The organism is Streptomyces sp. NPDC044061, assembly GCF_056434305.1.
Map to the genome: position 1 here is coordinate 26,944 of NZ_JBWKFL010000068.1, position 6,078 is coordinate 33,021.

A 6,078-nucleotide genomic window follows, 5' to 3' on the forward strand; every position below is an offset into this window, starting at 1 on the left:
AGGCCGTCCCGCACCACTCGAAGAAGAGGAAGGGCAACATCATGACGAGCGCCACTGTGACCCCAGCCACGCCGCTGGTGGGCCTGGACGACGATGACTTCGCGCCCCTGGACGTGAAGGTCGTCGTCGCGGAGGACCCGCACGGCAAGCTCATGTGCACCACGGGCGACGGCTGCGGCACCACCTGCGCGACCGGTTCCTCCGCCTGCAACTCCTTCGTGGAGGACCCGGCCTGATCCAGGTCAGCCCTCGCTGGTAGGCCGGACGAAGCGCTGCGCCCGGCCCACCAGCCGCCTCCCTCCTCCCGCGCGCCGCCTGAAGGAAGGGCCTCATGGCTTCCCGAGCAGTCGCCGATTACCAGTGGCAGGGTGCCGCGATGCTGCGCGCCACCACCAGCCCCGGACCGGCAGACGTACCCCACATTCTCAACCTGGACGACGCGGCCGTCACTCGCGGATGGCTGGAGCTCATCTGGCAACGCGAAGACTTCCACAGCGCGCTGGACCTGGCCACACCCGTCCTCTCCGACGCCATCGAAGCCGTCGTCCGCGGTCGGCAGACTGAGCTCCGGCATGTTCGCCGCACCGCGCTGGCGACGGTCTCCTACCTCCTACGGTGGCAGCACCGCCCGACCCCGTTCGGTCTGTTCGCCGGCACCGCCCCCGTATCCGTCGGGCCGCAGGCGAGCGTGCGATGGCGTGACAAGCACCGCGCGACGATCCGACCGGACGCCGAGTGGGCCACCGACATGGTCCTGCGCCTCCAGCGCAGCCCCGCGTTGCTGAAACGGTTACCGCTCATCGCCAACAACGCCGCTCACACACGCGGTGACCGGCTTGTAGCGCCGGGGCCGCCCTCCGACGGCCACACCCTCCTCCTGGCCCCGGTCGAGATATCCGTCCGCAACGCCCGGCCGGTCGCCGTCGCGATGAACGCGGCCCGCGCCCCCATTCCCTACGGCGACCTCCATGTCTACCTGAGCGAAAGCTTCCCGCAGGCCACCTCGGAGAAGATCGACGCGCTCCTCACCGGCCTCATCGAGCAGCAGTTCCTCATCACCAGTCTGTGGGCGCCCGCAACCACCGTGGACCCCTTCCAGCACCTGTGCCGCGAACTGGACCGGTACCAGGCGGACAGCGTCCCCGAGGTGCGGGACCTGGTCCAGGCGCTGTACGCGGTGCGCGAGGACGTGTCCTCCCACGAGCCGACGCTCTGCGACACCAGCGTCAGCGCGATCGCCGCGCGGATGCGCGCCCTCACCACTGTCACCTCGACACCGCTGCTTGTTGACACCGTCCTCGACTGCGAAGTGCAGCTGCCGCAGGCCGTGATCGCGGAAGTGCAAGCAGCCGTCACGGCCCTGTACCGGACCACCCCTCAGCCCTACGGCTACCAGCACTGGCGCGACTACCACCGCCGGTTCCGTTCCCGGTACGGTGTCGGCGCCCTGGTGCCGGTGATGGATCTGGTCTCCGACAGCGGCCTGAGCCTGCCCGCCGGCTATGTCGGCTCCGAACGTGGTGCCGCGCCGAAGCTGCTCACCGATCGCGACGAACTGCTCCTCGCCCTGGTGCAGGAAGTCCTCATGAACGGACGCGATGAACTCCGGCTGACGGACGCGACGCTCAACGCCCTTGAGAAAGCCGCCGGAAGTGACGAGCGGCTGTTCGTGCCCCGAGTGGAGGCAGCCTTCGAAGTCCACTCCCCCAGCACCACGGCTCTAGCGCGCGGCTTCTTCGACGTGCTGCTGACCGCGGTGCCGCGGCCAGGTAGCAGCATGGCTGGCCGGTTCGCCCATGTCCTGCCGCCCGACCAGCAGGAAGCCCTCGCCGCCTCATACCACAGCGTCCCGGGCGTCCTTCCCACACAGCTCGTATTTCCGCCGCGACGCCGCCGCAGCGAGAACGTCACCCGTACACAGCGGTTACTGCCGAACATCATCGAGCTGTCCGGCCACCGGGAGGCCGACGAGACGACGATCCAGCTCGCCGACATCGCCGTCACCGCGGACTCACGCAGCTTCCACCTCGTTCAGCTCTCCACCGGCCAACGCATCGACGTACGGGTCCTACACGCCCTGGAAGGCGGGACCCAAACCCCGCCGCTGGCCCGCTTCCTCGCCGAGGTGGCCCACGCACGGTACGCCGCCTACAAGCCCTTCGACTTCGGCGGCGGCTCCCGGCTCCCGTTCCTGCCACGGGTACGCTACCGCCACACCGTCCTCACCCAGGCCCGATGGCTACTGATGGCCGACGACCTGCCCGGCCGCAAAACCCCGACCGAGCAGTGGGAACACGCCCTCGACGCCTGGCGGAACCGACTCCGGGTCCCGATACAGGTCGCCATGATCGAGTACGACCAGCGCCTCCCCCTCGACCTGTCTCACCCGGTCCATCGCCGGGTACTGCGCGCACACCTCGACAGCACCCGGCGCCTGGAACTGCGCGAAGTCCCCGACGGCGACGCCCACGGCTGGATCGGGCGAGCACACGAGATATGGCTTTCCCTCGGCCGGTCCCAGCCCGAGACCGCCGACGCGTCCCAGCCGCGCGCCGCCACACCACCCGCCGGACGCCATCTCCCCGGCGCCGGCAGCGTCCTTCACGCACAGCTCCACGCCCACCCGCGCCGCTACGACGAGATCCTGAGTCGGCACCTGCCCCGCCTGCTCGCCGCGTTCGGCGAGATCCCGCCAGCCTGGTGGTTCACCCGGTACCGGCAGATGGCTCGCCCAGACGCCGACCAGCACCTCGACTTCACGCTGCACTTACCGCCGGGCGCGTACGGGACCGCAGCCCAGCACATCCGTACCTGGGCGGACGGTCTGCACGGGCTCGGTCTGGCGTCTGGGCTCGTCTTGGCTCCCTACCAACCGCAGACCGGGCGCTTCGGCGGCCCGACGGCCATGGACGCCGCGCACCAGGTCTTCGCGGCCGACTCCGCCGCCGCCCTCGCACAGATCCAGCTCGCCGAGCGCACGACGCCTTCGCCCCGCAGGCCCTCGCCGCGGCCAGCGCCCTGAACCTTGTCACCCACCTCGCACCCAGCACCACCGAGGCCGAGACGTGGCTGGTGGACAACCTCCCCCAGGGCACCGGGCGGCTGGACCGGGCTCTGCGAAACCAGGTGCTCGAACTCACCGCACCTGAAGGCGCCTCCGTGCTCGCAGCCCTTCCCGGCGGCTCCCTGGCCACCGAAACATGGCAGGCCCGCGCCGCTGCCCTAAGAGCTATCACGTAATGCGGACCGGGACGTGCTTCCCGCGAGGGATACTTGGTTTACCGGATGTCGAGCTTGAGGTTGTGGAGTGCGGCGACGCCGGCGAGGGTGTGGTTGATGACCTCGCCGCGGCGCCTGCATTGGCGGAGGATCTGGTGGTCTTTGAGCCGGGCGATGGTGTGTTCTGCGACGGCACGGCGCCTACGGAATCGGCGGTGGTTGCGGTCTTTGATGATGCGGCCGTCGGGCCCGCGGCGAGGTGTCCGGACACGGTCGCATCCGCGGTAGCCGCCGTCACCGGACAACCGGCGATGGTCGCTCGGCAGCGTCTTGTGGAGGGTTTCACGGAAGACGACTACATCGTTGCGGTTGCCCGGCCACGCCTTCCCGACGGCGACGATGCGGCGGTCCCGTGCCCGGCAGACGATCTGCACATTCATACTCCGCCGGTAATTTTTGCTCTTCGCAGTGTGCTGCTGGTCGTGGACGGGGATGAGGGTGCCGTCGACGACCCACAATTCTCGCCGGTCGGTGGGCGGTGGTCCGAGGAGTTCGGCGAGCGGTCCTGCGAGCCGGATCATGACTCGGTGGGCAGCCGCGTGGGATATGCCGAACAGGGATCCGAGTTGTTGCATGGTGAGGTTGGTCCGGTAGGCGAGGACGACGAGTAGCACCCGGTCGGTGTACGGCAGCGCCCAGGGCCGGCCCCGGCCCAAGTCCGGTGCGAGTTCCCACAGCCGCCCGACGAGGTTCTGCAGAGACCGAAGTTCCGTCGCATCGCGGGGCGTTGTCAGTGGGGTCTTGTAGCTTTGGTGTTGGTTGCCGCACTGACGAAGTCACGGACAGGTTGCGGTTGTTGCTACGTCAAAAAGGGGGGTGGGCCGTCAATGAACGCAGAGCTGTCCGAACCCGTGCCCGCCTCCGACGACGCACCGCCTGCCGCCCGCCGGTTCCGTGGCAAGAACAAGAAGAAGCGCTGGTCGCGGGACGCGGACACTGAGCTTGCGGTGATCCGCCTCCCGCTCGATGTCCACGACCCCGCCACCCGGCACCGGACCGAGAACCTGTTCTCGGCGATGTGGTCCGTGAAACGCGCCCTGCAGCGGGATGCCCGGGACGCGGTCGACGCGTACTGGGCCGGCGATGTCCGCCGCGAGACGGACGCGAAAGCGTGGCGGCTGGAGCTCGGGCTGTCCCGGGAGGGCATGGAACGGCGCGCCTACCGGCACATGGAAAACTCCCAGCATCTCGCCCATCACGTCACCAAAGCGCTGGTGATGCACCAGGCGGACGAGGTCTTCGAAACCTCGGTGAGCCGGCACCTGTTCCCGGACTCTTCCGGCCGCAGGCACGGCCAGCCGAAGACTGGCCTCTGGTGGGACTACACCCGGATCCCCGGTCGTGCCCGCTCCCACACCACTGCCCGCAAGTGGGAGACGTTCCGGCTGCACGGGACCCTGGCCGGGCACCTCGATGCCTACCGGCACCGCAGCCTTGACCCTGCGGTCACCACCCCGGAACAGGCCGCCGCGTTTTTCGCAGGTGTTGCGTTGCTCGAGCAGCCGCGGCACCTTCCTGCACCCGCGCGTCCGACGGGACGCGTCGAGACGGGCGAAGGGAGGGCGAAGAAGACCCCGAAGACGCGGGCCGCGGCCTGGTGGGATCACACCGGACCTCTGGCCGTCGTCTTCACCGGTGGTGCGGCTTCGCGCCGCGGTGATCTGGTCCTGCCCGTCCGCCTGCCCTCGGGGTCGGGCCGCTGGCCTCGCCTGCTGCACTTCCTGAACAACCCCGACACCTGGCACAAGATCGACCTGGTGCGTCGCCGGGACAGCTCCGCGCCGGGCGGATGGGCGTATGAAGCCCACCTGATGGTCCTGACCGGCGGCTACGCGTCCCCGGCGACGAAAGCCCGCCGCCAGGCGGCGGCCGCACTCGAGCGGGTCGCAGGGATCGACGGCAACGTCTCCAACCTCTCCATCGTCTCCTTCCCCAACACCTTCGACCCCGCCGACGGCGACATCGAAGCAACCCGGATAGCGCCATCCGACGAGGAACTTGCCGCGCGGGCGAAAGCCCGCCGCAAGGAACGCGGCCGCACGCGTGCTCTCGACCGCTCCCGGCGAGCCTCCAACCCTGGCCAGTACCGGCCGTCGAAACGCCAGCAGGCCCGCGCCGACCGCCGCCAGACTGCAGGCCTGCTCGCACGCACCGTTCTGGTGCCCGGCGGGGCGCGGGCAGCGAACAAGGCCCAGGTGCCCAAGCAGGCGTACCGCCGCGACAGCCTGTCGGCCGGCTACCGGCTCAACCGGGCCCGGCTCGCCGAAGCCGCCGCCACCGCCGCCGCGGCCAAAGACCACCGTGCGAGACGGATAGCCGAAAAGATCGTCACCGCCCACGGCGCGAATGTGGTTGTCGAGGATTGTGACATTCGGACCTGGTTCCGCAGGTGGGGCAAAGCACTGCAGGCCACCACCCCCGGACGGCTCATCACTGCCATCGGCCGGGAGTGCGAGAAGACCGGCGGGCGGATGCTCCGGGCCTCCACCTTCACGACCAAACTCTCCCAGACCTGCTTCTGCGGCGAGAAGGTCGCCAAAACCCTCGCCGACCGCATCCACATGTGCCCCGCGTGCGGGCTCGTCGGCGAGCGGGACAAAGTCTCCGGCGCCCTCTGCGCCCACGTCCGCCTCACCGACCCCGACGACCCCAGCACCGCGCGCCTGGACATCGTCCAGGCGCAACATACACAGATCTTGTTCCATGAAGGGCTGCAAGAAGCCCTGTCGAGTCAACCGCAGCGCGGTGCCCGCCCCACCCGGGGCCGCACCCACGCGGCAGCCACCACGCCGGATCCTT

General features: G+C 69.5%; 4 protein-coding genes. 3 read left to right on the forward strand and 1 reads right to left on the reverse strand.

Annotated elements, in window-relative coordinates; translation table 11 throughout:
- The first annotated feature begins 41 nt into the window (after positions 1-41).
- Together fxlA and AC07CM_RS46350 are read left to right on the forward strand one after the other, a co-directional pair.
- A complete protein-coding gene (gene fxlA, locus AC07CM_RS46345; RefSeq protein ID WP_478882597.1) occupies positions 42-236 on the forward strand; it encodes an FxLD family lanthipeptide in 195 nt (64 codons plus the stop codon).
- Between the two features lie 95 nt (positions 237-331).
- The gene (locus tag AC07CM_RS46350; RefSeq protein ID WP_478882598.1) at positions 332-3,022 is read left to right on the forward strand and encodes a lantibiotic dehydratase; all 2,691 of its coding nucleotides are present in this window, start codon (positions 332-334) and stop codon (positions 3,020-3,022) included.
- 256 nt (positions 3,023-3,278) lie between these two features.
- Here the strand turns inward: AC07CM_RS46350 and AC07CM_RS46355 are convergent, their stop codons facing one another.
- Complete coding sequence (locus AC07CM_RS46355; protein WP_478882599.1) at positions 3,279-3,935, reverse strand: transposase; 657 nt, start codon at positions 3,933-3,935, stop codon at positions 3,279-3,281.
- 171 nt (positions 3,936-4,106) lie between these two features.
- On the opposite strand from AC07CM_RS46355, the gene AC07CM_RS46360 reads away from it, so the two are divergent.
- Positions 4,107-6,078, forward strand: a 1,972-nt coding sequence (locus tag AC07CM_RS46360; RefSeq protein ID WP_478882600.1) for a nuclease/transposase family protein, incomplete at its 3' end; no start/stop codon positions are given.